General features: G+C 71.2%; 26 protein-coding genes, 1 tRNA gene and 1 pseudogene. 17 read left to right on the top strand and 11 right to left on the bottom strand.

The window, feature by feature from the left end; all coding sequences use genetic code 11:
• Positions 1–98: 98 nt before the first annotated feature.
• From ACWDEW_RS11425 to ACWDEW_RS11400, 6 genes and pseudogenes are all read left to right on the top strand, one after another.
• Positions 99–992 carry an FAD binding domain-containing protein gene (locus ACWDEW_RS11425; protein ID WP_450511808.1) on the top strand — a complete coding sequence of 298 codons (894 nt, stop codon included), beginning with the start codon at positions 99–101 and terminating at the stop codon, positions 990–992.
• Complete coding sequence (locus tag ACWDEW_RS11420; protein WP_450511807.1) at positions 989–2,773, top strand: 2Fe-2S iron-sulfur cluster-binding protein; 1,785 nt, start codon at positions 989–991, stop codon at positions 2,771–2,773. Before ACWDEW_RS11425 ends, ACWDEW_RS11420 begins: the two co-directional genes overlap by 4 nt.
• A complete protein-coding gene (locus ACWDEW_RS11415) occupies positions 2,770–5,085 on the top strand; it encodes a xanthine dehydrogenase family protein molybdopterin-binding subunit (RefSeq protein WP_450511805.1) in 2,316 nt (771 codons plus the stop codon). Before ACWDEW_RS11420 ends, ACWDEW_RS11415 begins: the two co-directional genes overlap by 4 nt.
• A 49-nt stretch (positions 5,086–5,134) precedes the next feature.
• Positions 5,135–5,620: pseudogene (locus ACWDEW_RS11410) on the top strand (phosphotransferase).
• Positions 5,621–5,823: 203 nt separating this feature from the next.
• Positions 5,824–6,999, top strand: coding sequence for an SUKH-4 family immunity protein (locus ACWDEW_RS11405; RefSeq protein ID WP_450511803.1), 1,176 nt, complete (start codon positions 5,824–5,826; stop codon positions 6,997–6,999).
• Between the two features lie 123 nt (positions 7,000–7,122).
• Complete coding sequence (locus tag ACWDEW_RS11400) at positions 7,123–7,830, top strand: DinB family protein (RefSeq protein WP_450511801.1); 708 nt, start codon at positions 7,123–7,125, stop codon at positions 7,828–7,830.
• 9 nt (positions 7,831–7,839) lie between these two features.
• On the opposite strand, the gene ACWDEW_RS11395 is transcribed toward ACWDEW_RS11400, so the two are convergent.
• From ACWDEW_RS11395 to ACWDEW_RS11385, 3 genes are all read right to left on the bottom strand, one after another.
• Entirely contained in the window at positions 7,840–8,280 is a 441-nt protein-coding gene (locus ACWDEW_RS11395; RefSeq protein ID WP_450511799.1) for an AQJ64_40280 family protein, read from the bottom strand.
• 46 nt (positions 8,281–8,326) lie between these two features.
• Positions 8,327–8,833: a hypothetical protein gene (locus ACWDEW_RS11390; protein ID WP_450511797.1), complete on the bottom strand. Its 507-nt coding sequence runs from the start codon at positions 8,831–8,833 to the stop codon at positions 8,327–8,329.
• 120 nt (positions 8,834–8,953) lie between these two features.
• A tRNA-Cys gene (locus tag ACWDEW_RS11385) sits at positions 8,954–9,028 on the bottom strand.
• Between the two features lie 188 nt (positions 9,029–9,216).
• On the opposite strand from ACWDEW_RS11385, the gene ACWDEW_RS11380 reads away from it, so the two are divergent.
• The 6 genes from ACWDEW_RS11380 (at position 9,217) to ACWDEW_RS11355 (ending at position 15,056) form a co-directional block, all read left to right on the top strand.
• Positions 9,217–10,689, top strand: a complete 1,473-nt coding sequence (locus ACWDEW_RS11380) for an MFS transporter (protein WP_450511795.1) — start codon at positions 9,217–9,219, stop codon at positions 10,687–10,689.
• A gap of 32 nt (positions 10,690–10,721) precedes the next feature.
• Positions 10,722–10,919, top strand: a complete 198-nt coding sequence (locus tag ACWDEW_RS11375; protein WP_450511793.1) for a hypothetical protein — start codon at positions 10,722–10,724, stop codon at positions 10,917–10,919.
• A complete protein-coding gene (locus tag ACWDEW_RS11370; protein WP_450511791.1) occupies positions 10,919–11,290 on the top strand; it encodes a type II toxin-antitoxin system death-on-curing family toxin in 372 nt (123 codons plus the stop codon). The genes ACWDEW_RS11375 and ACWDEW_RS11370 overlap by 1 nt, the downstream gene beginning before the upstream one ends.
• A 136-nt stretch (positions 11,291–11,426) precedes the next feature.
• Entirely contained in the window at positions 11,427–13,226 is a 1,800-nt protein-coding gene (locus tag ACWDEW_RS11365) for a DEAD/DEAH box helicase (protein WP_450511789.1), read from the top strand.
• A 329-nt stretch (positions 13,227–13,555) separates the two neighbouring features.
• Entirely contained in the window at positions 13,556–14,197 is a 642-nt protein-coding gene (locus ACWDEW_RS11360) for an IclR family transcriptional regulator (protein WP_450511787.1), read from the top strand.
• 64 nt (positions 14,198–14,261) lie between these two features.
• On the top strand, positions 14,262–15,056 hold the full coding sequence (locus ACWDEW_RS11355) for a S16 family serine protease (protein ID WP_450511785.1): 795 nt from the start codon (positions 14,262–14,264) through the stop codon (positions 15,054–15,056).
• A 14-nt stretch (positions 15,057–15,070) separates the two neighbouring features.
• On the opposite strand, the gene ACWDEW_RS11350 is transcribed toward ACWDEW_RS11355, so the two are convergent.
• The 7 genes from ACWDEW_RS11350 to ACWDEW_RS11320 form a co-directional block, all read right to left on the bottom strand.
• Positions 15,071–15,265, bottom strand: a complete 195-nt coding sequence (locus tag ACWDEW_RS11350; RefSeq protein WP_450511783.1) for a hypothetical protein — start codon at positions 15,263–15,265, stop codon at positions 15,071–15,073.
• Between the two features lie 39 nt (positions 15,266–15,304).
• Positions 15,305–15,895, bottom strand: coding sequence for an ArsR/SmtB family transcription factor (locus ACWDEW_RS11345; protein ID WP_450511781.1), 591 nt, complete (start codon positions 15,893–15,895; stop codon positions 15,305–15,307).
• Positions 15,896–15,976: 81 nt separating this feature from the next.
• Positions 15,977–16,858: a glycine betaine ABC transporter substrate-binding protein gene (locus ACWDEW_RS11340; protein ID WP_450511937.1), complete on the bottom strand. Its 882-nt coding sequence runs from the start codon at positions 16,856–16,858 to the stop codon at positions 15,977–15,979.
• A 71-nt stretch (positions 16,859–16,929) separates the two neighbouring features.
• Positions 16,930–17,739: an ABC transporter permease gene (locus tag ACWDEW_RS11335; protein ID WP_450511779.1), complete on the bottom strand. Its 810-nt coding sequence runs from the start codon at positions 17,737–17,739 to the stop codon at positions 16,930–16,932.
• Positions 17,736–18,980 carry a betaine/proline/choline family ABC transporter ATP-binding protein gene (locus tag ACWDEW_RS11330; RefSeq protein ID WP_450511777.1) on the bottom strand — a complete coding sequence of 415 codons (1,245 nt, stop codon included), beginning with the start codon at positions 18,978–18,980 and terminating at the stop codon, positions 17,736–17,738. The genes ACWDEW_RS11335 and ACWDEW_RS11330 overlap by 4 nt, the downstream gene beginning before the upstream one ends.
• Positions 18,973–19,620, bottom strand: coding sequence for an ABC transporter permease (locus ACWDEW_RS11325; RefSeq protein ID WP_450511775.1), 648 nt, complete (start codon positions 19,618–19,620; stop codon positions 18,973–18,975). The genes ACWDEW_RS11330 and ACWDEW_RS11325 overlap by 8 nt, the downstream gene beginning before the upstream one ends.
• Before the next feature lie 12 nt (positions 19,621–19,632).
• Positions 19,633–20,124, bottom strand: a complete 492-nt coding sequence (locus ACWDEW_RS11320) for an Lrp/AsnC family transcriptional regulator (RefSeq protein ID WP_450511773.1) — start codon at positions 20,122–20,124, stop codon at positions 19,633–19,635.
• Between the two features lie 126 nt (positions 20,125–20,250).
• On the opposite strand from ACWDEW_RS11320, the gene hppD reads away from it, so the two are divergent.
• The 5 genes from hppD to nthA are packed head-to-tail and all read left to right on the top strand — an operon-like array spanning position 20,251 to position 23,473.
• A complete protein-coding gene (gene hppD / locus ACWDEW_RS11315) occupies positions 20,251–21,396 on the top strand; it encodes a 4-hydroxyphenylpyruvate dioxygenase (protein ID WP_450511771.1) in 1,146 nt (381 codons plus the stop codon).
• Positions 21,397–21,428: 32 nt separating this feature from the next.
• Positions 21,429–22,295, top strand: a complete 867-nt coding sequence (locus tag ACWDEW_RS11310; RefSeq protein WP_450511769.1) for a phage baseplate protein — start codon at positions 21,429–21,431, stop codon at positions 22,293–22,295.
• A 21-nt stretch (positions 22,296–22,316) separates the two neighbouring features.
• Complete coding sequence (locus tag ACWDEW_RS11305; RefSeq protein WP_450511767.1) at positions 22,317–22,598, top strand: hypothetical protein; 282 nt, start codon at positions 22,317–22,319, stop codon at positions 22,596–22,598.
• Positions 22,591–22,899 (top strand): SH3-like domain-containing protein, encoded by a 309-nt coding sequence (locus ACWDEW_RS11300; RefSeq protein ID WP_450511765.1) that lies wholly within the window; start codon positions 22,591–22,593, stop codon positions 22,897–22,899. The genes ACWDEW_RS11305 and ACWDEW_RS11300 overlap by 8 nt, the downstream gene beginning before the upstream one ends.
• On the top strand, positions 22,889–23,473 hold the full coding sequence (gene nthA, locus ACWDEW_RS11295; protein ID WP_450511764.1) for a nitrile hydratase subunit alpha: 585 nt from the start codon (positions 22,889–22,891) through the stop codon (positions 23,471–23,473). Before ACWDEW_RS11300 ends, nthA begins: the two co-directional genes overlap by 11 nt.
• A gap of 25 nt (positions 23,474–23,498) precedes the next feature.
• Here the strand turns inward: nthA and ACWDEW_RS11290 are convergent, their stop codons facing one another.
• Entirely contained in the window at positions 23,499–24,980 is a 1,482-nt protein-coding gene (locus ACWDEW_RS11290; RefSeq protein WP_450511762.1) for a tetratricopeptide repeat protein, read from the bottom strand.
• Positions 24,981–25,004: the final 24 nt, after the last annotated feature.

Raw genomic sequence — 25,004 nt, 5'->3', positions numbered from 1 at the left:
GCGAAGATGTGCCAGAGTTGCCACGTCCGCCCTGTCAGCACGTACCGTACGGCAGCAACAGGTGGGACCAGGTGGGGCAGCGGGAAGGGGCAGCCGGTTTGACCACGCAAGCACCGCAGGCGGGGCAGTCCGTCACGCTGCCCACAACGCTGGACGAGGCCGTGGTGGCGCTCACGGCCCTGCCCACGGCCGTTCCCGTGGCCGGCGGCACCGACCTCATGGCGGCCGTCAACTCGGGGCAGCTCAGGCCCAGCGCGCTGGTCGGTCTCGGGCGGATCAGCGAGATCCGCGGCTGGCAGTACCAGGACGGTCACGCGCTGCTCGGCGCGGGCCTCACCCACGCCCGCATGGGCCGCCCCGACTTCGCCGCCCTCATCCCGGCGCTCGCGGCCTCCGCGCGCGCCGCGGGCCCGCCGCAGATCCGCAACGCGGGCACCCTGGGCGGCAACATCGCCTCGGCCGCGCCCACCGGGGACGCGCTGCCCGTACTGGCCGCCCTGGAGGCGACGCTGATCATCGCGGGCCCGGGCGGAGCCCGCCGGGAGATCCCGGTGTCGCACCTCCTGGCCGGCGTCGAGATGCTGCGCGGCGGCGAACTCATCGGCTTCGTGCGCGTGCCCCTGCTGCACGCCCCGCAGGTCTTCCTGAAGGCGACCGGCCGGACCGGACCCGGGCGCTCGGTCGCGTCCGTCGCGGTCGTCCTCGACCCCGCCAGGCGCGGTGTCAGGTGCGCCGTCGGCGCCATAGCGCCGATGCCGCTCAGACCCCTGGACGCCGAGCAGTGGGTGGCCCGGCTGATCGACTGGGACAACGGCCGCGCGATCGTCCCCGAGGCGCTGACCGCCTTCGGGGAGTACGTCGCCGCGGCCTGCATCCCCGACCCGGCCCCGGCCGAGGACGGCTCCGTGGAACAGCTTCCGCCCGCGGTACTGCACCTGCGGCGCACCGTCGCCGCACTTGCCCGACGAGCACTCGGGAGGGCGCTGTCGTGACCGACGACCAGCACGCAGAGGGCACCCCCCAGGGCGGCGGACGCTGGGACCCGCTGCCCCAGGGCGACTACGACGACGGCGCCACCGCCTTCGTGAAACTCCCCGAAGGGGGCATCGACGCCCTGCTCGCCGCCCCGGGCCACGGCTATGTGCCGCCGCCCATAGCGGCCGGCCCCGCCCCGGACGGCGACCCGTCGGGCACCGGCTCCTGGGCCGTGCCCGCCGAGGGCGTCCAGTGGCCCGACCCGAACGCGGTACCGCAGCAGGGGACGGCCGGGGGCGAGCAGTTCGCGTACCACCCCGGGGCCACCGGCCAGTGGACCTTCCGGGACACCAACGCCCCGGACGCGGGCGCCGCACCCGGTCACGACGTGACCGGGGAGTGGTCGATCCCCGTCGCCGGGGGCGATCTCCCGGACGAATCGGGTGAGTTCACCACCTCGGCCCTGGTCGAGCAGTGGGGCGGCACCCCGCCCGCCACCCTGCCCGGCGGCGCGCCCGCGCCCTGGGCGACGGACGGCGCGGGCCAGAACTGGGCACAGCAGGCGTCCGGCACGGGCGTGACGGAGCGGCCCGGCCGGCCCGACCCGCACCCGGCCGAGCACACCGACGGCCGGGGCGCGGCCTACCCGGCGACGGGCACCGACGGGCGCGGTACGGCGTACCCCGCGAGCGGCACCGACGGGCGCGGCACGGCCTACCCCGCCAACGGCACCGACGGCCGGGGCGCGGCGTACCCGGCGACGGACACCGACGGGCGCGGCGTGGCGCAGCCGGCCGACCGGTCCGAGGCGCACCCGGCCGCCGAGTCGACCCGCCGCCCGTACGAGGAACCCCAGGGCAGCGACCCGTACGCGCACGCCCGCACCGAGGCCGCCGCCGACTCCTACGGGGACGCGCGCGGCGACCGCCACGACGACGCCACCGCCGAACCGGCCGCCGCCGACACGCAGTCGGCCGACGAGAACGGCGCGGCGAGCGGCGATGCCGAAGGGGTCGAGGGGGCCACTGAGAGGCCCGCTGAGCCCTCTGCGGCGGCCGACGCGTCCGACGGTGCCGAAGCCGCCCCGGAGGCCGCTGAGGCGCCCGTGACGGCCGCGGACGCCGACGCGCCGGACGAGGCCGCCGAGCCCGGCCCGAAGCTCCCCGGCGACGAACACCCGCTCGCCTCCTACGTGTTGCGCGTCAACGGCGCCGACCGGCCCGTCACCGACGCCTGGATCGGCGAGTCACTGCTCTACGTGCTGCGCGAACGCCTCGGCCTCGCCGGCGCCAAGGACGGCTGCTCGCAGGGCGAGTGCGGGGCCTGCAACGTCCAGGTCGACGGACGGCTCGTCGCCTCCTGCCTGGTGCCCGCCGTCACCGCCGCCGGCTCCGAGGTCCGTACGGTCGAGGGTCTCGCCGTCGAGGGACAGCCCTCCGACGTGCAGCGGGCGCTCGCCAAGTGCGGTGCCGTCCAGTGCGGCTTCTGCGTGCCCGGCATGGCGATGACCGTGCACGACCTCCTGGAGGGCAACCCCGCGCCCACCGAACTGGAGGCGCGCCAGGCCCTGTGCGGCAACCTGTGCCGCTGCTCCGGCTACCGGGGCGTCCTGGACGCCGTACAGGAGGTCGTCGCCGAACGGGAGGCGCACGCCGCTGCCGCCGAACCTGAGTCGGACGGCGACGAGGCACGTATTCCCCACCAGGCGGGTCCCGGGGGCGGTGGGGTCCACCAGTCGGCGTTCGAGTCCCCGCGCACGCAGGACCAGGTGTACGGCCAGGACGGAGGTCAGGCGTGAGCAACGAAGCCGCCATCGCGACCACGGAGGCCACGCCCGCCCCGGAGCATCCGGGCCACGGCCTGGGCGCCTCGCTCCCGGCCGCCGACGCCCGAGCCAAGACCGAGGGCACCTTCCCGTACGCGGCCGACCTGTGGGCCGAGGGCCTCCTGTGGGCGGCCGTCCTGCGCTCGCCGCACCCGCACGCGCGCATCGTCTCCGTCGACACGTCCCACGCGCGCGACATGCCCGGCGTACGGGCCGTCATCACCCACGAGGACGTGCCGGGCCAGGACCGCTACGGCCGGGGCACCGCCGACCGCCCGGTGTTCGCCTCCGAAGTGGTGCGCCACCACGGGGAGCCCATCGCCGCCGTAGCCGCCGACCACCCGGACACCGCGCGGATGGCCGCCGCCGCCATCATGGTCGAGTACGAGGTACTCGACCCGGTGACCGACCCCGAGCAGGCCTTCGAGGCCGAGCCGCTGCACCCCGACGGCAACCTGATCCGGCACATCCCGCTGCGCCACGGCGACCCGGACGCGGCCGGCGACGTCGTCGTCGAGGGCCTGTACCGCATCGGCCGCCAGGACCCCGCCCCCATCGGCGCCGAGGCCGGCCTCGCCGTGCCCCGCCCCGACGGCGGCGTCGAGCTCTACATCGCCTCCACGGACCCGCACACCGACCGCGACACGGCCGCCGCCTGCTACGGCCTGGAGCCCGACCGCGTCAAGGTCGTCGTCACCGGCGTCCCCGGGGCCACCGCCGACCGCGAGGACCAGGGCTTCCAACTCCCGCTCGGGCTGCTCGCGCTGAAGACCGGCTGCCCGGTCAAACTCACCGCCACGCGCGAGGAGTCCTTCCTCGGCCACACCCACCGCCACCCCACGCTCCTGCGCTACCGCCACCACGCCGACGAGGACGGCCGCCTGGTGAAGGTCGAGGCCCAGGTACTCCTGGACGCGGGCGCGTACGCCGACACCTCCTCGGAGGCCCTGGCCGCCGCCGTCTCCTTCGCCTGCGGCCCCTACGTCGTCCCGAACGCCTTCATCGAGGGCTGGGCCGTCCGCACCAACAACCCGCCCTCCGGGCACGTGCGCGGCGAGGGCGCCATGCAGGTCTGCGCCGCCTACGAGGCGCAGATGGACAAGCTCGCCAAGAAGCTCGCCATGGACCCGGCGGAGCTGCGCCTGCGCAACGCCATGGCCACCGGTGACGTCCTCCCGACCGGCCAGACGGTGACCTGCCCGGCACCCGTCGCCGAACTCCTCCAGGCCGTACGGGACTTCCCGCTGCCGCAGCTCCCCAAGGACACCCCCGAGGACGAGTGGCTGCTGCCCGGCGGCCCCGAGGGCGCGGGCGAACCGGGCGCGGTGCGCCGGGGCGTCGGCTACGGCCTCGGCATGGTCCACATGCTCGGCGCCGAGGGCGCCGACGAGGTCTCCACCGCCACCGTGAAGGTCCACGACGGCATCGCGACCGTCCTGTGCGCGGCCGTCGAGACCGGCCAGGGCTTCACCACCCTCGCCCGCCAGATCGTCCAGGAGACCCTGGGCATCGACGAGGTGCACGTCGCCCCCGTGGACACCGATCAGCCCCCGGCCGGCCCCGGCTGCCGCGGCCGCCACACCTGGGTCTCGGGCGGCGCGGTCGAACGGGCCGCGAAAATGGTCCGCACCCAGCTCCTCCAGCCCCTGGCGCACAAGTTCGGCATGTCCACCGAACTCCTCCAGATCACCGACGGCAAGATCACCTCCTACGACGGCGTCCTCTCGACGACCGTCACGGAGGCCCTGGACGGCAAGGAACTGTGGGCCACCGCCCAGTGCCGCCCGCACCCGACCGAGCCCCTGGACGACGCCGGACAGGGCGACGCCTTCGTAGGCCTCGCGTTCTGCGCGATCCGCGCGGTGGTCGACGTCGACATCGAACTCGGCTCCGTACGGGTCGTCGAACTGGCCCTCGCCCAGGACGTCGGCCGCATCCTGAACCCGACCCAACTGGTCGCCCGTATCGAAGGCGGCGTCACCCAGGGCGTAGGCATCGCGTTGACGGAGAACCTGCGCACCGCGCGCGGGTTGATCCGCCACCCCGACCTCACCGGCTACGCCCTCCCCACCGCCCTGGACACCCCCGACATCAAGATCGTGAAACTCGTCGAGGAACGTGACGTGGTCGCCCCCTTCGGAGCGAAGGCGGTCAGCGCGGTACCGGTCGTCACCTCCCCGGCGGCCATCGCCTCCGCGGTACGCGCCGCGACCGGCCGCCCGGTCAACCGGCTCCCGATCCGCCCCCAGGCGGCGGTTGTCACGAACGGGCAGTACGGGCAGTAGGCGCGTGCCTGAAGGGCTGTTCGAGGGTGCCGTCCTCATCACCGGTGTGATGACCGCGGGCAGGTCGACGGTCGCGCAGGCGCTGGCCGAGCGGTTGCCGAGGGCGGCGCACGTCCACGGTGATGGGGTCCGGCGGATGATCGGGTCGGGACGTCAGGAGTACGCTCCCGGCGCCGACGGCTAGGGGGAGTCCCAACTCCGGTTGCGTCACCGGCTGTCGGCGGCGACGGCGGACGCGTACGCCGAGGCCGGGTTCACGGCTGTCGTCCAGGACGTGGTGCTGGACGCCGAGTTGACGGCGTATGCCGGCCTGATCCGCACCCGCCCGCTGCACGCGGTCGTCCTCGCACCGACCCCGGCGGCCGTGTCGGCACGGGAGGCCGGCCGGGCGAAGACCGGATACGGCGCGCGGACGGTCGAGGAACTGGACGGCGCGCTGCGGACGGAGACCCCGCGCATCGGCCTCTGGCTGGACAACTCCCGGCTGACGGTGGGCGCGGTCGTCGAGGGACGGGAACGTTCACGGGGGGTCTGACGTCTGATGGGGTGAGGGTGTTTCGGACGTTTCGCGTCCGCCCGCGCTCCGCGAGGCGTCCTCACCGCGGCCTCGTCGTGTTTTCGCCGGTCAGAGCCATTGTCAGTGGTGCCGCGTAGTGTTCTGGGCAGTGGGGACGACCGCGGAACACCGGTGCCGCACGGGGAAGATTCACGCACGGGGGAACCATGCACGGGGGAACGATGAGCAGGACCGACGCCGGTTCCACGGCGACCACGATCACCTTGACCGAGGACGACCTCGATCCGTACGTCACCCACGCGTCCACGCGCCGCTGGCTGACAGGCCCCGGACTGCCGGGTGACAGCGCCCTGTTGACGTTCGAGGAGCTGCGCAGGGAGGGCCTGCGGACGGTCGCGGACTCGCTAAGCGATCCCGACCCGCTGGCGGCGGAGCTCCGGGACCAGCTGGTGATAGGCGCGCTCTGGGGACCCGACGGCGGCGAGGCGGAGTCGATCCTGCTGGACGGCGGGACGGGCGAGATCGCCACGACGTACTTTCTCCACGACCGCCCGGACCTGATGGAGGCCGACCCGCTGGCCCCGTCGGTCGAAACACTGGCCCGCTTCACCACGACCACCGACGAACTGACCGCCCTGCGCGGCCAGTTCGCGTCCTACGAGGGCCGCCACGGCGCGCAGACAGCGGCGGAGGCGTCGCGTCACCTGCTCTCGATCTTCGAGTCGGAGACGGACGGCGAGGTGCCCCCGTTCTGGAAGGCGGCGGCCCTGATCCGCCCACTGGCCCTGGTCGCGGGCCCCGGCACGACATCGGGCCTGACCCTCGACATCCCGGCCCGCCTGCTGGACCAGGAGTTCGGCCAGGGCACGGTGGCCCGCTTCGAGGAGGTCGACTTCCCCGCCACACTCACCCACGAGCCGACCCGCCGCTTCCTGCGCGAGACGGGCCTGCCCGAGGACGCGATCCTCTTCCAGCTGGACACGGACGTTCCGCTCCCGACCCTGGCCGAGTTCTACGAGGACGAGCCCGCCGACGAACTCCCCTCCCGCGCCGACGAGTTGATCCGCCTCGGCCATCTCGTCGAGGACAACAGCCTGGTGGTGGACGGCGCCACGGGCGAGATCCTGACCTGGAGCGAGCCGGAAGCGACGCTGGCTCCTCTCAACACGGACGTCTCCACCCTCGCCTTCACCCTCTGGCTGCTCCACCGGGAGAGGGCGATCGACGCGAGCCTCTCGGGCGAGCTGACGGCAGAGGCGTACGACCAGTTGGCCACGACGATGCTCCAGACCCTGTCGACGGTGGACCCGACGGGCCGACAGACCGGAGCGGCCGGCCGGCGCCACCCGCACTACTGGACGGAGGCGTTCCAGGACGAGGCGGGAGGGGTGCTCTGACGCGAGTGCGAGTGCGAGTGCGGACGCGGATACGGATGCGAGCCGCTGCGGAATTCGCTCGCGCCGATGCGAGGTGAGCCGCTACCGTCCGCCCGACCGCAACACGGCGAGGGGGAACGGGACATGGACACCGAGCACACCCCGACCGGCCGACTGGGCGTGCTGCTGGAGCAGTTCGACAAGGCCCGGGAGATGGCCCAGGTCCGGCTGACGGGACTCGGCGACGAGGAGTACCTCTGGGAGCCGGCGCCCGAATGCTGGTCCCTCCGCCGCCGGAGCGAGGCGGTGACACCGAGGGCGTTCGGACCGGGCGAGTGGGTCCTCGACCTGGGCGCGCCGGACATTCCGGCGAGCGAGTACGCCGAGGTCGCCCGCCAGGCCGCCGACGGCATGACCGTCGACAAGATCGCCGAGGACTGGAGCGTGACCGTCGAACGGGTCGAGCAGGTCCTCGCCCACACCGGCGAGCCCGAACCGGACTCGACACCGATCACCACGATCGCCTGGCGCCTGGGCCACCTGCACTTCCAGTTCGCGGGGGCGTGGGAGTGGACGTTCGGCGATCGACGGCACGATCCCAGGCAGATGGTCGACTTCAGCCCCTCCGCGGCCCTGACCCTGGACCGGTTCTGGCCGGTGATCGACCGCTGGCGGGCAGCCGTAGCGACCGTGACGGAAGAGGAACTCGACACCGTCGGCTTCTCCCAATACCCGTACGGCTCCGACCCCGACGACCCCTACATCGCCGTGGTGGCGGGAGCCAACTTGGAATTCATCCACCACATGGCGGAGATCGCACTGCTGCGGGACCTGTGGCGGGCGAGGTCGTGAGGCGAGTCGCTAGTACCGGGTAGTACCGGGCTGAGCGCTCCAGGCGCGCTGGAGAGCCGCCTGCACCCCCTCCCCGAGAACCGCGCGTGTCGTCATCTCACCGGGGAGCGTGGGCAGTTCGGCCCAATGTGTCACGGTCTCGGCGCTGTCGAGCCCGTAGGGCAGCCGGACGACCCCGTCGGAGTCGACGAAACAGTCCCGGTGCTCCGCCCCGTCCGCACCGAAGTGCAGAGAGGTGAAATACATCGGCCGCACCAGCCAGAATTCCTCACCCGGCGCGCCATCACCCTCGGCGTCACTGTCCGCCCTATCCGCCCTATCCGCACTGTCCGCACTGTCCGCACTGTCCGCCGGATACCGCCCGGTGATCGCCGCCGCCACCGGCACACCGCTCCGGGGCAGCCCGTCGCGCACGTCGACCCACGTCACCACGGTGTCCAGGTTCACCACCCACCTCCACGCCCGACAGGACGCCCGGAGGCCCGCGCAGGTTGCGCTAGCTTCCCTCGCGCTGGGTGGCGTAAGCCGCCGCCGCGGACGCGCAGTCGACCCGCGGACTGCCGGCGGGCACCGACTGCTCCAGCTGCTGCAGGACACCGAACGCGTCCTCGTCGTCCACACCGTGCCTCTTCATTCCTCCGAGCGTGGAACCGACGACGACCGCGAGACGCGGGCGGTCCTCCTTGCAGCGTGGCGCCAACGCGTCGAGAACCTGCTGATACTGCGCGGCGGGCCGCCCGGTCCCGTCCAGATCGGCCAGCTTCTGCGCCGGCCCCGATGCCGATGCGGACGCGTGGGCGGCCGGTGTCTGCGCGGCCGGACCGTCGCGGCTCACTCCGGGCGTCGAGCCCGCCGCCGAGGTGCTGTGCCCGGAGGCACCCCCGCCCCCGTAGACCACGCCGAGGACGACCAACGAAGCCGCGACCAGCCCCCCGACCCCGACAGCGACCTTCTTCCCCTTGCTCAGCGACACCCTCGACCCCGAACCGGGCTCCTGACTCACAATCCCCCCTGCACAGACCTGGAGCCCCGCATCCGGGGCACGGCTCCGGGACGGTACACCTACGAGCAGCGCGGCCGAACAGAAGGGCGGCACCCCGATGGGATGCCGCCCTTCCAACTCTGGAGGCCGTGGCGGGAATCGAACCCGCGTAACTCGCTTTGCAGGCGAGTCCCTGAACCACTCGGGCACACGGCCGTGTTCGGTGAGTTGACCGTAGGGCCGGGTGCTGGGCCGGGACAAGGGGGCCGGGGGGCGTGCAACGGGAATGCCATACCGCGTTCATGAATGGCGGGGTGGGGGCAGCGGTCGTACGACCAAGGTCTTGGTGGTGGACCGTCTTTCGACAGGGGTCAACGCGGAGGATGAGCCTTACGCTGGCCCGCATGACCGTCCTCGAACCGCGTGACGCCGATGTCACGGATGCTGCCTCTGACCTGGCCGACGAGTGTCGTGGCGGGGTGCTCGGGCGGTCGTATCGGGCGCTCAGCGTCGGGATCGTGTCCGTTGTGCTGTTGATCGCCTTCGAGGCGACCGCCGTGGGGACGGCGATGCCCGTTGCGGCTCGGGAGCTGGACGGGGTCGCGTTGTACGCGTTCGCGTTCTCCGGGTACTTCACGACGAGTCTGTTCGGGATGGTGTTCGCCGGGCAGTGGTCGGACCGGCGGGGGCCGCTCGGGGCGTTGACCACCGGGATCGGGGCGTTCGCGGCCGGATTGCTGGTCGCGGGGACCGCCCAGGTCATGTGGGTGTTCATTCTGGGGCGGGCCGTGCAGGGGCTGGGCGGTGGGCTGGTCATCGTCGCTCTGTACGTGGTGATCGGGCGGGCCTATCCGGAGCGTTTGCGGCCGGGCATCGTGGCCGCGTTCGCCGCGAGTTGGGTGGTGCCGTCCGTCGTCGGGCCGCTCGCCGCCGGCGCGGTGACCGAACAGCTGGGCTGGCGCTGGGTGTTCGTCGGGATTCCGGTGCTGGTCGTCTTTCCGCTCGCGCTCGCCCTTCCGCAGATACGGCGCCGGGCGGCAGGGCCCGTGTCCGAGAGCGGCCGGCAGCCGTCCGGCTCGCCCGGCTCCTTCGACCGGCGTCGTATTCGGCTCGCTCTCGGGATCTCGCTCGGTGCCGGACTCTTTCAGTACGCCGCTCAGGATCTGCGGTGGTTCTCGCTGGTCCCGGCCGCCGCGGGCGTCGCGCTGCTCGTGCCGGCCGTACTCGGGCTGTTGCCGCGCGGTACGTACCGGGCGGCGCGGGGGCTGCCCTCGGTCGTGCTGTTGCGGGGGCTGGGGGCCGGGGCGTTCATCTCGGCCGAGTCCTTCGTGCCGTTGATGCTGGTGACCCAGCGGGGGCTGTCGCCGACGCTGGCCGGGTTCTCGCTCGCGGCGGGCGGCGGGACGTGGGCGCTCGGGTCGTGGGTGCAGGCGCGGGCGCGGGTCGAGCCGTACCGGGAACGGCTGATGACGTTCGGGATGGTGCTGGTGGCCGGTGCCATCGCCGCGGCTCCGAGCGTCCTCGTCCATGCGGTTCCCGTGTGGATCGTGGCCGTCGCCTGGGGGTTCGGGTGTTTCGGGATGGGGCTGGTGATGTCCTCCACCAGCGTGCTGCTGCTCCAGCTCTCCGCGCCGGAGGAGGCGGGCTCCAACTCGGCCGCGCTGCAGATCTCCGACGGGCTGTCCAATGTCGTGCTGCTGTCCGTCGGGGGCGCGGCCTTCGGCGCCTTGGGCGGCGGCACGGTCACGCATGTGGTCGGCTCGGCGGGGGCGGGCACCTCGCATCCGGCCGCCTTCGCCGCCGTGTTCCTGCCGATGGCGGGGGTGGCGCTGGTGGGGGCGTGGGTGACCACGCGGGTGCGGAAGGAATCGCGGTGACACCACGTGGTACCGCTCGGTACCGTTGAGGCATGGCTGGACTGAACCTGCGGTTCACGGACGAGGAGCTCGACGCCCTGCGCGACTGCGCCGCGGCGGAGGGGCGCAGTATGCAGGCCTTCGCGCACGACGCGGTGATCGCGGCCGTGAACGAGCACGCGCGACTGTTCGACGAGGCGGCCGACCATGTACTGAAGGCCAGCGCCGAGCTGAACCGGAGGCTCGCCTGATGCACTACCTCGCACTTCCCGAGTCGCTGAACCTCGCGAAGCGGCTCGAAGCGGACGAAGTGCGCGACTACGGCCTCCTCGACTCGGCGCTCGTGCGCCCCCGGGCGAGTGTCTTCGGGCAGGACGCCTACCCGGACGTATGGCGGAAGGCCGCCGCGCTCATGGAGTCCCTGGCCCGGAACCACGCCCTCGTGGACGGGAACAAGCGCATCGCCTGGTACGCGACGTGGGTCTTCCTGCACATGAACGGACACCCCCTGGACGCGGACTTCGACGTGGACGAGGCGGAGCAGTTCGTACTGGACGTCTGCCAGGGCGCTCTGGACGTGCCCGGGATCGCCGCCCGACTGCCGCGTTACGCGCGGCGCTGACCACTCCCGGGGTCTGTGACCTCAGTCCCATCCCCGCCCACCCCGGCGTCGTCCGCACGTGGACAGCGCCGGCCCGCCGGTAAGGTGGCCCGGTTGTCATACGTAGCCGAGCCGCCCTACCAACCAAACGGAGACCGTGACTACCACCGCCGCCTCCTCCGCCAGCACCCACCACCTCTCCCCGGCCTTCCCCGGCCGCGCCCCCTGGGGCACCGCCAGCAAGCTGCGCGCCTGGCAGCAGGGGGCGATGGACAGGTACGTCCAGGAGCAGCCGCGGGACTTCCTCGCGGTCGCGACGCCCGGCGCCGGCAAGACGACCTTCGCGCTCACCCTCGCCTCCTGGCTGCTGCACCACCATGTCGTGCAGCAGGTGACCGTGGTCGCGCCGACCGAGCACCTGAAGAAGCAGTGGGCGGAGGCCGCCGCGCGGATAGGGATCAAGCTCGACCCGGAGTACAGCGCCGGGCCGCTCGGCAAGGACTACGACGGGGTCGCCGTCACGTACGCGGGCGTCGGCGTGCGGCCCATGCTGCACCGCAACCGCGTCGAGCAGCGCAAGACCCTCGTCATCCTCGACGAGATCCACCACGCCGGTGACTCGAAGTCCTGGGGCGAGGCGTGCCTGGAGGCGTTCGAACCGGCCACCCGGCGGCTCGCGCTGACCGGTACGCCGTTCCGGTCCGACACCAATCCCATTCCCTTCGTGACGTACGAGGAAGGCAACGACGGGATCCGGCGCTCCTCCGCCGACTACACCTACGGCTACGGCAACGCGCTCGCCGACCACGTCGTCCGGCCGGTCATCTTCCTCTCCTACAGCGGCAACATGCGCTGGCGGACCAAGGCGGGCGACGAGATCGCCGCCCGGCTCGGCGAGCCGATGACCAAGGATGCGATCAGCCAGGCCTGGCGTACGGCGCTGGATCCGCGCGGCGAGTGGATGCCGAGCGTGCTGCGCGCCGCCGACCAGCGGCTGACCGAGGTCAGGAAGGGCATCCCGGACGCCGGCGCGCTCGTCATCGCCTCCGACCAGGACTCCGCGCGCGCCTACGCCAAGCTGATCCGCGAGATCACCGGCTCCAAGGCGACCGTCGTCCTGTCCGACGACACCGGTGCCTCCAAGCGCATCGACGACTTCGCGGCGAGCAACGACCGGTGGATGGTCGCGGTGCGGATGGTGTCCGAGGGCGTCGACGTGCCGCGGCTCGCCGTCGGGGTCTACGCCACCACCATCTCCACGCCCCTCTTCTTCGCCCAGGCCGTGGGGCGTTTCGTGCGGTCCCGGCGGCGCGGCGAGACCGCCTCCGTGTTCCTGCCGACCGTCCCCGACCTCCTCACCTTCGCCAACGAGATGGAGGTCGAGCGCGACCACGCCCTCGACAAGCCCAAGAAGGAGGGCGAGGAGGACCCGTACGCCGAGTCCGAGAAGGAGATGGACGAGGCGAACAAGGAGCAGGACGAGGACACCGGCGAGCAGGAGCAGTTCGCCTTCGAGGCGCTGGAGTCCGAGGCCGTCTTCGACCGGGTGCTCTACGACGGTGCCGAGTTCGGTATGCAGGCGCACCCGGGGAGCGAGGAGGAGCAGGACTACCTCGGCATCCCCGGGCTCCTCGAACCCGACCAGGTACAGCTGCTGCTGCAGAAGCGGCAGGCCCGGCAGATCGCGCACAGCCGCAAGAAGCCGGACGAGGAGGCCGATCTGCTCGAACTGCCCGCCGAGCGGCGGCCCGTCGTCTCCCACAAGGAGATGATGGAGCTGCGGAAACAGCTCAACACCATGGTCTCCGCGTACGTCCACCAGACCGGCAAACCGCACGGCGTCATCCACACCGAGCTGCGCCGCACCTGCGGCGGGCCGCCGAGCGCCGAGGCCACGGCGGGGCAGCTGCGGCAGCGCATCGCGAAGGTCCAGGAGTGGGCCACGCGGATGAGGTGACTCACCCCGCCAACCCCGGACATCTGTACGGAAGTTGTGCACGGGTGATCCCCAGGTCAGGACATATCGGCGTGAAGCGAACCGGTCCGTACCAGTCGGTGCCCGGATTCTGGACGGAGACTTCCGCTCAGCGAACCGGCTTCGCTAGTGTCCCGCTACGCACACGCCCCGTGGCAGCGCCGCCGCGGAGCGCAGCCGTGAAGCGACTGGGCCCGGACACGCCGGGCCGCCTCGCCGATCGGCGGCCTCTGAAGCGCGTCACTGACGGGACTCGGTGACGCATCCGCCGCGAGGGGGCCGCCGACCTCACCACTTAAGGAGTGGGCGTCGTGACCGCGGAGACCTCCCAGACGCTCGACCGGGGACTGCGCGTCCTCAAACTGCTGGCCGATACGGACCACGGGCTGACCGTCACCGAACTGTCCAACAAACTGGGCGTCAACCGGACCGTCGTGTACCGGTTGCTGGCCACTCTGGAACAGCACGCTCTCGTACGACGTGATCTCGGCGGCCGGGCCCGGGTGGGGCTCGGGGTGCTGCGGCTGGGCCGCCAGGTGCACCCCCTCGTACGGGAGGCGGCGCTGCCCGCGCTGCGGTCGCTGGCCGAGGACATAGGGGCGACCGCTCATCTCACCCTCGTCGACGGGGCGGACGCCCTCGCCGTCGCGGTGGTCGAGCCGTCCTGGACCGACTACCACGTGGCCTACCGGGCCGGTTTCCGCCACCCCCTGGACCGGGGCGCCGCGGGCCGCGCGATTCTCGCCGCCCGGCACCAGGGCGCGGACGAGCCCGGATACACCCTGACGCACGGCGAGTTGGAGGCCGGAGCGAGCGGCGCCGCGGCACCGCTGCTCGGGGTCACGGGGGTCGAGGGCAGCGTCGGCGTGGTGATGCTGGCCGACGCGGTGCCCGAGCGGGTGGGGCCGAGGGTCGTGGACGCGGCCCGCGAGGTGGCCGAAGCCCTGCGCTGAGGCGTTCATGACGAGCGGGTGACCGGCGCACGGCCGAAAGTGACCGTCGCGTTAGATTGATCCCGTGCTCCTCTCTCGCCTCACGCGCCCCTGGGCCGTAGCCGTCTGTGCCCTGCCCGTCGTGGCGCTGCTCGCCACGGCGGCCTTCGCGCCGCTTCCGTTCTCGCTGACGCAGCCCGGTCTGACCGCGAACGTGCTCGGCGAGAACAAGGGCACCCCGGTCATCACGATCACCGGGGCGCCGGTGCGCACGACGAGCGGTCAGTTGCGCATGACGACGATCGAGGCGACCGGGCCCGACCAGCGGGTCTCGCTGAGCGATGTGATCGACAGCTGGTTCCGCACCGACCGGGCGGTCATGCCCCGTGACTCGGTCTATCCGAGCGGCAACAGCGTCAAGGAGATCGAGCAGCACAACACCGAGCAGATGCAGGAGTCGCAGGACGACGCGACCACGGCCGCGCTGAAGTATCTGAACCTCAGCGACAAGAAGGTCAAGGTCACGCTGAGGCTGGCGGATGTCGGCGGCCCCAGCGCGGGGCTGCTGTTCACCCTGGGGATCATCGACAAGCTGAACGGCAACGGCAGCGGGGGTGACCTGACAGGTGGTCGCACCATCGCCGGCACGGGGACGATCGGCACCGACGGAACGGTCGGCGCGGTCGGGGGAGTGGCACTCAAGACCCAGGCCGCGCGCCGCGACGGGGCGACGGTGTTCCTGGTGCCGAAGGCCGAGTGCTCGGACGCCAAGTCCGAACTGCCCAAGGGGCTACGGCTGGTGGCGGTCACCTCGCTGAAGGGCGCGGTGAGCGCGCTGGAGGCGCTGGAGTCGGGGAAGGGTTCCGTACCGGGCTGTTAGGGCCTGTCCCGGTTCTAGGCCACGGCCGGCTTCGGGTTGTTCGGCGCGGCGGCCAGCCGCAGACCCAGTTCTACGAGGGTCCAGCCGACGCGCGTACGGAGCTCGGGCCGGGGCGCCCTGGCCTCGGCGGCGAGGCGGTGGGCGTCGGCCTGGGCCTGGAGGTCGGCGGTGCGGGCGTGGTGCAGCGCGAGGTGGGTCTCGGGATGCATGGACGTTGCCTCTCTGGGGTCGGTCGGACCGTCGGTCCGTCAGTCCGTGGCGATCGGGAAGGCGTGCGTGTGGATGCGGACGCGCTCGGCGTCGGGTGCGTCCGCCATCTCGGGCAGGTCGCGGTAGCTCTCGACGAGGTCGTGCATCTTCTCGATGAGTTCGCGGGCGAGTCGGGGTGTCAGCCGGAGCGTCATGTCGCTCATGTCGTTGCCCTCCACCCAGTCCTCGGACCAGGTGTGGCGGTTGCCGAGCCAGGTGGTGAGCTCCTGGGCATGCTTCGTGGCCACCTCGTACATGATCATGTCGAGGGCGCCGCGCACAGCGGGAGTCGCGTCCTTGAACAGGGCGTCGTCGAACATCGTCCCGTCGTGCGCGGCCCGCCACCACCGCTCCCGCCCCTTGCCGTGCTCCGGGGCGTCCTCGACGAAGCCGTGGGCCGCGAGCTGGCGCAGGTGGTAGCTGGTGGCTCCGCTCGACTCGCCCAGTCTTTCGGCGAGTTGGGACGCGGTGGCGGGTCCGTGGAAGCGCAGTGAGTCGAGCAGTTGCATGCGCAGGGGGTGGGCCAGCCCGCGCAGTGAGCGGGCGTCGAGATGGTGGATCCGGCGTTCTGTGGGCTCTGGCTCCGGCATGCGTCCAAAGATAGCGTTGCAAAGGATCCTTTGCAACGTCTCTTTTGCATCCAGTTCTTTGTAACTTGCCGTCCGCGGCCCCTACTTGACCAACCCCTCCGCCTTCATCCAGTCCAGTGCCACCTGATGCGGGTCCTCCCCGTCGACATCCACCTTGGCGTTCAGCGCCTGTGCCACCGTGTTGTTCAGCTTCTCCGTGACCGGCGCGAGGACTTCCGCGATCGCCGGCCACTTCTTCAGGGCCTTGGTGTTGATCTCGGGCGCCGCGTTGTAGTTGGGGAAGAACTTCTTGTCGTCGGCCATCACCGCGAGGTTCATCGACTTGATGCGGCCGTCGGTGGTGAAGACCTCGCCGTAGGTGCAACTCCCCTTCTTCACCTGGGTGTAGATGATCCCGGTGTCCATCTGGGTGATGTTCTTCGCCGGGATGCTCATGCCGTACGCCTTCTGCATGCCGGGCAGGCCGTCCGCACGGTTGGCGAACTCGCTCTCCACGCACACCGTCACCGCGCCCGGGTCCTTCTTCGCCAGCGCGGCCACGTCCGAGAGCGTCTTCGTGCCGTACTTCTCGAAGTTGGCCTGGTTCATGGCCAGCGCGTAGGTGTTGTCGAGGGCGGAGGGAGGCAGCCAGGTCAGGCCGTTCCTCAGGTCCGCGTCCCGTACCGCCTGCCACTGTTTCATCGGGTCGGTGATCGGCTTGCTGTTGCCGAGGTAGGTGATCCACGCGGTGCCGGTGTACTCGTACATCCCGTCCGCGTCACCGGACTTGACCGCCTCCCGCGCCCCGATCGAACCCTGGATGCCGGTCCGGTCGAGGACGTCCGCGCCGGCCGCCTCGAAAGCGATGCCCATCATCGCGCCGAGGATCAGCTGCTCGGTGAACTCCTTCGAGGTGACGGTGAGATGGGCGCCCTTGAGGGGCTCGCCCCGTCCGATCGTGCCGGGACTGACGTCGTCGACCATCGGGGAGCCGCTGGTCAGCCCGCAGCCGGAGACGACGATCAGCGCGCCGACCGTCACCAGACAGGTGGGTTTCACGCGTCGGCCTCCAATCCCCTTGGCCGCAGCAGCAGTTCGGCCAGGGAGGCGAGCCAGTCCACCAGCAGCGCGAGACTGACCGTGAGGATCGAGCCGAGGACCAGGACGGGCATCCGCTGGGTGGTGATGCCGGTGGTGATCAGTACGCCGAGGCCGCCGCCCCCGCCGAAGGTCGCCAGGGTCGCCGTGCCGACGTTGAGGACGAGGGCCGTTCGGACGCCGGCCAGGATCAGCGGGACCGCGAGGGGCAGCTCCACCCGTCTCAGGACGCCGAGTTGGGACATGCCGATGCCGGTGGCCGCTTCCAGGAGCGTGGGGTCGTTGGCCTTCAGGCCCGCGATGGTGTTGGACAGGACCGGCAGGACGGCGTAGGCGATGATGCCGATCAGGGCCGCCTTCTCGCCGGTGCCCAGCCAGATCACCAGCAGGGCCAACAGGCCGATCGCCGGGGTCGCCTGGCCCATGTTGGCGAAGGTCATCGCCACCGGGGCGGCCTTGCGGAACGCCCTGCGGGTCAGCAGGATGCCCAGCGGGATCGCGATGATCAGCACGAAGAACGTGGAGATCACGGTCAGTTGGACGTGCTGCCAAAGGGCCTTGCTCACCTGCCCGTTGGACAGCGCGCTCTCCGAAATGGCGTCCAGCTGAGCCTGGTCGAACCACAGCCAGGTCGCCAGCAGGAGCGCCACCAGGAACGCGGGCAGGATCGTCAGCTTCTGCCAGGTGATCCGGCGTTTCGGGGGAGTCGGGGGCACGGCGGCCTGCGTCTCCTCCTCCTCTTCTTCCAGTTCGGGAGTGATGCTCACGCCTTCTCCTCCCCTCCGGCGCCCTCCTGCTCGGCGTGCGTCTGGACGGCCCGGGCCTCCTCCAGCTCGTGCTGGGCCTCCATCGCCTCCAGCCGGTCGGCCTCCAGGAGTTCGTGCACGGAGTTCATCAGCGTCTCCATGTCGACGACACCGATGTACTCGCCGCGCCGCCCGGTCACCGCGACCCGCCCCGCGTTGTCCGTGAGGACGGCCTCCAGCGCGTCCCGGAGCGTCGCGTCCCGGGTCACCGTGTCGCTGACCAGCGTGCCCGCGCGGGCCAGCGAGCCCTTGGCGCGCATCATGTCGCCGCGCCGCAGCCACTTGTAGGGCCGGCCGCGCTTGTCGAGCAGCAGGATCTCGTTGGTGCCGCTGTCCCGGAGCCTGTTGAAGATGTTCTGGAGCGGGTCGTCGACGGTCACCGTCGGATAGTCGGTGATCTCCACGTCCCGTACGCGGGTGAGGTTCAGGCGCTTGAGGGCGGCCCCGGCGCCGACGAACCCGGACACGAAGTCGTCCGCCGGGTTGGTGAGGATCGCCTCCGGGGTGTCGAACTGCGCGATGTGCGAGCGTTCGCGCAACACGGCGATCCGGTCGCCCAGTTTGATCGCCTCGTCGAAGTCGTGGGTGACGAAGACGATCGTCTTGTGCAGTTCGTGCTGGAGCCTGATCAACTCGTCCTGGAGGTGGTCGCGGGTGATCGGGTCGACCGCGCCGAACGGTTCGTCCATCAGCAGCACCGGCGGATCGGCCGCCAACGCCCGTGCCACGCCCACGCGTTGCTGCTGGCCGCCGGAGAGCTGGCGCGGATAGCGGCCCTGGAACTCACCGGCGTCGAGCCCGACCAGGTCGAGCATCTCCTCCACCCGGTCCCTGATCCGGGACTTCGACCAGCCGATCATCCTCGGGACGAGCGCGATGTTCTGGGCGACGGTCATGTGCGGGAAGAGACCGCTCGACTGGATCGCGTAACCGACCTTGCGGCGCAGTTTCACCGGGTCGATGTCGGTGACGTCCTCGCCGTTGATGCGGATCCGGCCGCCGGTCGGTTCGATCAGCCGGTTGATCATCTTGAGCGTGGTCGACTTGCCGCAGCCGGAGGGCCCGACGAAGACGACCAGCTCGCCCGCCTTGATCTCCATGTTGACGCTGTCGACGGCGGGCTGCGGGCTACCGGCATATCTCTTGGTCAGGTTCTCCAGCTCGATGGAGGCACCGGAGGTGGTCGTGGCTTGCTCAGGCACGAATCCCCCTGGGAATGGTCAGCCGTCCCAGCAGGACGTACGCGGCGTCGAACAGCAGCGCCAGGACGATGATCCCGAGCGTGCCGGCGAGCACCTGGTTGAGGGCGTTCTTGCTGCCCAGGGAGGCGAGGCCGCGGAAGATCTCGTTGCCGAGGCCGGGCCCGGAGGCGTACGCCGCGATGGCCGCGATGCCCATCAGCATCTGCGTGGAGACGCGGATGCCGGTGAGGATCGGCGGCCAGGCCAGCGGCAGTTCGATCCGCGCGAGCCGCATCAGCCGGGACATCCCGATGCCCTTCGCCGCGTCCACCAGGGACGGGTCGACCCCGCGCAGCCCCACGATCGCGTTGCGGACGATCGGCAGCAGGCCGTACAGCGTCAGCGCGATCACCGTGGGCGGGACGCCGAGCCCCACGATCGGAATGAGCAGACCGATCATGGCGAGCGACGGAATGGTCAGAATGGTCGAGGTGGCCGTGGTGGCGAGGTTGCCCGCCCACTCGCTCCGGTACGTCACGACCCCGATCACCACGCCGATCAGCGTGGCCACGACCATGCACTGGAAGACCGCGCTGGCGTGTTGGTAGGCGTCGGCGAGCAGCTGCTGGTGCTGGTTGCCCACGTACTCCCAGAAGCTCACATGCCCACACCCCTACGTCGGCCAGGTCGTCCCTTCCGGCTCGTCCGCCGCCTGTTTCACCAGCGGGATGATCCGCAGTGGAACGGGGTTCTCCATCACGATCGCGGTGGCGGCCCGGACAATGCCATCAAAACCGACAACCCGGTCGATGACTCGCTGGAGATCGGCGTTCGAGCGGGCCACCAGCCGGCACAGCATGTCCCCGCTGCCGGTGGTGGTGTGCAGTTCGAGGACCTCCGGGACCGTTGCCAAGTGCGCCCGTACGTCGGGCCCTTGTCCCTGCCGGATCTCCAGCGTCGCGAACGCCGTGACCGGATAGCCGAGCGCCGCCGGATCGACCTGCGGGCCGAAGCCGCGGATGACTCCATTCGACTGAAGCCGGTCCAGCCGCGCCTGCGCCGTCCCCCGCGCGACCCCCAGCCGCCGGGACATCTCCAGCACGCCGATGCGCGGTTCCTCGGCCAGCAGCACGATGATCCGGCCGTCGAGCTGGTCGATCCCCATGGTGTCCGCCTCCGAGGATGGTCATCCTGTACAGAAAGGCCGCCGAAACGGTCGTGCCACTGAACAGAATGCCCAGCGGATACGCAAACTATTGCGCACCTTGCGGAGGGGGGAGAGCCTTCGACCATGACGCAGACCACTCACCACACTCCCGACACCGCCCGGCAGGCCGACCCCTTCCCGGTCAAGGGAATGGACGCGGTCGTCTTCGCCGTGGGCAACGCCAAGCAGGCGGCGCACTACTACTCCACGGCCTTCGGCATGACGCTGGCCGCCTACTCCGGACCGGAGAACGGCAGCCGCGAGACCGCCTCGTACGTCCTCACCAACGGCTCCGCCCGCTTCGTCTTCACCTCCGTCATCAGGCCCGCGACCCCCTGGGGCGAGTTCCTCGCCCGCCATGTGGCCGAGCACGGCGACGGCGTCGTCGACCTCGCCATCGAGGTGCCGGACGCGCGCGCCGCCCACGCCTACGCCGTCGAACACGGCGCCCGCTCGCTCGCCGAGCCGTACGAGCTGAAGGACGAGCACGGCACGGTCGTCCTCGCCGCCATCGCGACCTACGGCGAGACCCGCCACACCCTGGTCGAGCGCGTCGACTACGACGGCCCGTACCTCCCCGGCTTCGATCCGGCCGACCCGCTCGTCGAGGCGCCCGCCCACCGCACGTTCCAGGCCATCGACCACTGCGTCGGCAACGTCGAGCTCGGCCACATGAACGAGTGGGTCGGCTTCTACAACAAGGTCATGGGCTTCACGAACATGAAGGAGTTCGTGGGCGACGACATCGCGACCGAGTACAGCGCGCTGATGTCGAAGGTCGTGGCCGACGGCACCCTGAAGGTCAAGTTCCCGATCAACGAGCCGGCCGTCGCCAAGAAGAAGTCCCAGATCGACGAGTACCTGGAGTTCTACGGCGGCGCGGGCGTCCAGCACATCGCGCTCAACACCAACGACATCGTGCGGACGGTACGGACCATGCGCGCGGCCGGGGTCAGGTTCCTCGACACCCCGGACTCGTACTACGACACCCTCGGCGAGTGGGTCGGCGACACCCGCGTCCCCGTCGAGACCCTGCGCGAGCTGAAGATCCTCGCCGACCGCGACGAGGACGGGTACCTTCTCCAGATCTTCACCAAGCCGGTCCAGGACCGTCCTACGGTGTTCTTCGAACTCATCGAGCGGCACGGCTCGATGGGCTTCGGGAAGGGCAACTTCAAGGCCCTGTTCGAGGCGATCGAGCGGGAGCAGGAAAAGCGGGGCAACCTGTAACTCACGGGTCCCGCAAGGGACTTGGGAGGACCGTGGCCGACGCGCCCATCGACCTGTCCGCACCGGCGGTGCGCTGGCTGTGGAACAAGGGCACCCTGCACGAACCCACGGTCCTCCAGTCGTTCGCCCTCGACGAGGTCCACCAGCGCCTGTACGTCATCCAGTTGAGACAGGGCGGCGCCGACGAGGGCAACCTCTGCCTCAACCAGCTCGACTACACGGGCAGGTTGCTCGGCCACATGCACCTCCAGGGCTTCGGGCACGGCGTCAGCATGGGCGTGCAGAACACCGCCGACGGCGACGTCTGGATCTGGACCGAGGCCGCCGCGAAGGCCGGTTCCGGGGGCGCCTACGGCCAGGCCGTCACCCGCTTCCACTTCGCCGACGGCGCGGTGCGCACCGCCGCCGACGTCGCGATCCGCAAGCCGATCGCGAACTCCACCAACAACCAGCCCACGGTCTGCATGGCCTCCCACCGCATCGCCGTCCGCTACCGCCTCGCCAACAAACCCCGGTACCGGATATGGGACTTGGACGCCTTCGTCGCCCGCGACTACGCCACACCGCTCGCCGACATACCCCAGACCGGCGCCCACCCCGACCCGGCGATCCCGTTCCAGGGCTACGCCCTCGACGGCGACCACCTTTACCAACTCGCGGGCACCGCCTACGACTCCACCACCAACCCGCCGGCGAAACACGGCAACGCCTACGTCTCCTGCCTCGACATCCGCACCGGCGAACTCCTCCAGCAGTCCCGCACGGAAGCCGGCTACACCCTCACCTACCGGGAACCGGAGGGCCTGGCGGTCCGCACGAAGCCCGGCACCCGACTGTGCCTGGGCTTCGCGTCCGGGGAGGCGGGGGCACGCCGGTTCTCGCTCTGCCACAAGCCGTAGCCGTAGCCGTACGCTGCGGGCATGGCCAGGATCAACGACGTGGGCGGCACCGAGGGCTTCGGCGCCATCGACACCACCGACGACCCCGAGCCCTTCCACGCCGACTGGGAGGCGCGGGTCGTCGGGCTGTTCAACGCCCTGCGCGCGCAGGGGATCTTCAACACCAACGAGTTCCGGGACGCGATCGAGGCCATCCCGCCCACCGCGTACCTCTCGATGTCGTACTACGAACGCTGGTTCACCGCGATCACCGCCCTGCTGGAACGCAAGGGCGTGCTCGAACCGGGTGAGCTGGATGACTGACCGCTTCCCGCCCGGCACCCGGGTCCGGACCTTCCGGCACGACCCGCCGCACCACACCCGTCTGCCCCGCTACGCGCGCGGCAAGTGCGGTGTCGTGGTCGAACCGGAGGGGCGCGCGGAGCTGGCCGACGTCAGTGCGCGGGGGAGCGGGGACGCGCCGGTGGAGCAGGTGTACGCGGTGCGGTTCGCGGCCCGGGACCTGTGGGGCGAGGGCGACCACCACGTCGTACTGGACCTGTGGGAAAGCTACTTGGAAGCGTGCGGAGCGGAACACGAAGAGGATCGTGACGATGAGCGGTGACCACCACGAGGACGCCTCGATCTCCCGGCGGGTGCGGCGACTTGAGACCCTGCTGGAGGAGAAGGGGGTCGTCCCGGGCGGAGCGGTCGACGAGGTGCTCGACGCGTTCCTCTCGGGCGCGTCACCGGTGAACGGGGCACGCGTGGTGGCCCGCGCCTGGACCGACGAGGCCTACCGGGCACGGCTGTTGACGGACGGCACGGCCGCCGTCCAGGAACTCGGCTTCATGGACGGCTCGTTCCAGCGGCTGCGGGTCGTCGAGAACACGGACGCGACCCACAACGTCATCGTCTGCACCCTCTGCTCCTGCTACCCGCTTCCTCTCCTCGGCCCGTCCCCCGGCTGGTACAAGTCGGAGGCCTACCGCTCCCGCGTGGTCCGCGAACCCCGTTCCGTACTGGCCGAGTTCGGCCTGACCCTGCCCACGACCACGGACATCACCGTGTGGGACTCCAGCGCGGAGACCCGCTACATGGTGCTGCCGCGCAGGCCCGCTGGCACCCAGTCGCTGACGGAGGACGAACTGGCCGCACTCGTCACCCGCAACGCGCTGATCGGCACGGCCGCCGTGTGACGCGGCGGCCGTGCGACACGACGGCTCAACCCGTCTTCTCCTGCGGCTCCTTGTCCTGGGTCTCCTTGTCCGAGGGCAGCGGCTCGGCCGGCGGCTCGCCCAGTGCCGCCAGCGCCTGCTGCGCCAACGGCACCGCCAGCGGCGAGAAGTACGGGTTGATCTGCAGCGCCTCCTGGAGATGCCGGCGCGCGGACGCGGTCTTGTCCAACTCCCGCTCGATCATGCCCCGGTGGAACGCGTACAGCGCGTCCCGCACCCCGCCCCCGTGCACCTTGTCCGTCGCCACCGACGCGAACCTCAGTGCCTCCGCGTCCTGCCCGGCCCGGTGCAGCGCCCACCCCAGTGCGTCCGCCACCGGGATCCCCGGCTGCCTGGCCCACTCGCCGCGCAGCCGTCGTACGGCATCCGGCGCGTCCCCGTGGTCCGCCTCGAACAGGCCGAGCACCAACTCGTCGTCGACGCCGCCCGCCGTGTCCCGGGTCACCAGGGCCCGCAGGGTGTCGTACTGCACGCGGGCCGCCTGGGTGAGGCCCAGTGACTCGTACAACTCGCCCAGTTCCAGGGCGTATTGGGGGGTCGGCTGCTTGGCGAGGGCGACCTGGTAGGCGTTCAGGGCCTCCGAGGTGCGGCCCAGTGCCGCCAGTGCGCGGCCCTCACCGGCGAGCGCCTCCCGCTGGTCGGGATCGATCCGTACGGCCGCCTCGAAGTGCCGCAGCGCCACCTCCCGGTCCCCGCGCTCCCAGGCCAGTTCCCCGGCCCGCTGCCACCAGGCCGCCTGTTCGGCGGGCGCGGTCGCCCCGGCCGCCGCGTCGGCGAGCTGGGCGGCGGCGTCCTCACGCCAGCCCCGGTCGCGGTAGACCTCGGCGGCCCGCGCCATCACGGCCGGCCCGGAGTGCAGTTCCTGGAGCTTTTCGAGGGTCCGCCGGGTCGCCTTGTAGTCGCCGAGGCCGGTGTACGCGTCGATCAGCAGCGGATACGTCGTCCACCGCTTCGGCGCCAGCTTCACCGCGGCCTCGCCCCAGGTCCGGGCCGCCCGGAAGTCCCGCCGTTCGTTCGCCAGGGCCGTCAGGCCGTCCATCGCCACGGCGCTCGCGTCGTTGCCCTTCGCACGGACCTTCAGCGAGGTGCGGAGGGCGTCGTCGGCCTTCGGGTAGTACAGGGCGTCGCCGGTCCGCCGTCCCTGCTCCACATAGGCCACCCCGAGCACCGCCCAGGAGCGCGCGTCCCGCGGATTGGCCCGCACCCGGGCCTCGCGGTCGCCGATCAGCGCGGCCAGGTCGGGCAGCGCGGCCGGCACCCCCGCGGTGACCGCGGTCAGCGCCTGGGTCTTGGGTCCCGGCGCGGGTGGCGGCACCCGGCGCGGTTCCTCGGGCAGCAGCCACAGCAGCCCGCCGACCATGGCACACCCGGCGACCGAGGCGATCAGCACCCGTCGCAGAACGGGGGAGCGGCGCCTGCGAGGCTCCGCCACCAGGGACGTACCCGGGCTCCGCTGTTCGTTCTCCATGGCGCTCACTCTGCGTCAGTACGA

It is taken from the genome of Streptomyces sp. NPDC001100 (assembly GCF_053598575.1).
This window is presented reverse-complemented; position numbering and strand designations above follow the sequence as displayed.

Bases quoted from the DNA above. Each gene is read 5' to 3' on its own strand.
- ACWDEW_RS11405 (WP_450511803.1), top strand. From the start codon at position 5,824: ATGAGCAGGACCGACGCCGGTTCCACGGCGACCACGATCACCTTGACC.
- ACWDEW_RS11400 (WP_450511801.1), top strand. From the start codon at position 7,123: ATGGACACCGAGCACACCCCGACCGGCCGACTGGGCGTGCTGCTGGAG.
- ACWDEW_RS11380 (WP_450511795.1), top strand. From the start codon at position 9,217: ATGACCGTCCTCGAACCGCGTGACGCCGATGTCACGGATGCTGCCTCT.
- ACWDEW_RS11375 (WP_450511793.1), top strand. From the start codon at position 10,722: ATGGCTGGACTGAACCTGCGGTTCACGGACGAGGAGCTCGACGCCCTG.
- ACWDEW_RS11370 (WP_450511791.1), top strand. From the start codon at position 10,919: ATGCACTACCTCGCACTTCCCGAGTCGCTGAACCTCGCGAAGCGGCTC.
- ACWDEW_RS11350 (WP_450511783.1), bottom strand. From the start codon at position 15,265: ATGCATCCCGAGACCCACCTCGCGCTGCACCACGCCCGCACCGCCGAC.
- ACWDEW_RS11345 (WP_450511781.1), bottom strand. From the start codon at position 15,895: ATGCCGGAGCCAGAGCCCACAGAACGCCGGATCCACCATCTCGACGCC.
- ACWDEW_RS11340 (WP_450511937.1), bottom strand. From the start codon at position 16,858: ATGGTCGACGACGTCAGTCCCGGCACGATCGGACGGGGCGAGCCCCTC.
- ACWDEW_RS11320 (WP_450511773.1), bottom strand. From the start codon at position 20,124: ATGGGGATCGACCAGCTCGACGGCCGGATCATCGTGCTGCTGGCCGAG.
- hppD (WP_450511771.1), top strand. From the start codon at position 20,251: ATGACGCAGACCACTCACCACACTCCCGACACCGCCCGGCAGGCCGAC.
- ACWDEW_RS11305 (WP_450511767.1), top strand. From the start codon at position 22,317: ATGGCCAGGATCAACGACGTGGGCGGCACCGAGGGCTTCGGCGCCATC.
- ACWDEW_RS11300 (WP_450511765.1), top strand. From the start codon at position 22,591: ATGACTGACCGCTTCCCGCCCGGCACCCGGGTCCGGACCTTCCGGCAC.
- nthA (WP_450511764.1), top strand. From the start codon at position 22,889: ATGAGCGGTGACCACCACGAGGACGCCTCGATCTCCCGGCGGGTGCGG.
- ACWDEW_RS11290 (WP_450511762.1), bottom strand. From the start codon at position 24,980: ATGGAGAACGAACAGCGGAGCCCGGGTACGTCCCTGGTGGCGGAGCCT.